Raw genomic sequence first — 257 nt, forward strand, 5'->3', positions numbered from 1 at the left:
GTAGAAGCATCGCTCCTGCACCAGCGCCGACAACTCCGCGCCGAAGCCGGATGTGCGCGTCGCCTCGTGCACGATCATGCAGCGGCCGGTCTTGCGCACCGACGCCTCGATTGTCTCGATGTCGAGCGGTACGAGCGTACGCAGGTCGATGATCTCCGCATCGACCCCCGCCTCCGCGACGACCGCCGTGCAGACATGGACCATCGTCCCGTATGCGAGGATCGTCAGCGCCTCGCCCGGCCGCACCACCTTCGCCT

The 257-nt window shown here is 67.3% G+C and carries 1 protein-coding gene; it reads right to left on the bottom strand.

What is annotated here, in order from left to right:
* Positions 1–257: transketolase C-terminal domain-containing protein (locus AC0IYH_RS32500; protein WP_471838468.1), on the bottom strand; the 257-nt coding region annotated here is incomplete at both ends.

It is taken from the genome of Pseudomonas sp. AC463 (assembly GCF_979253585.1).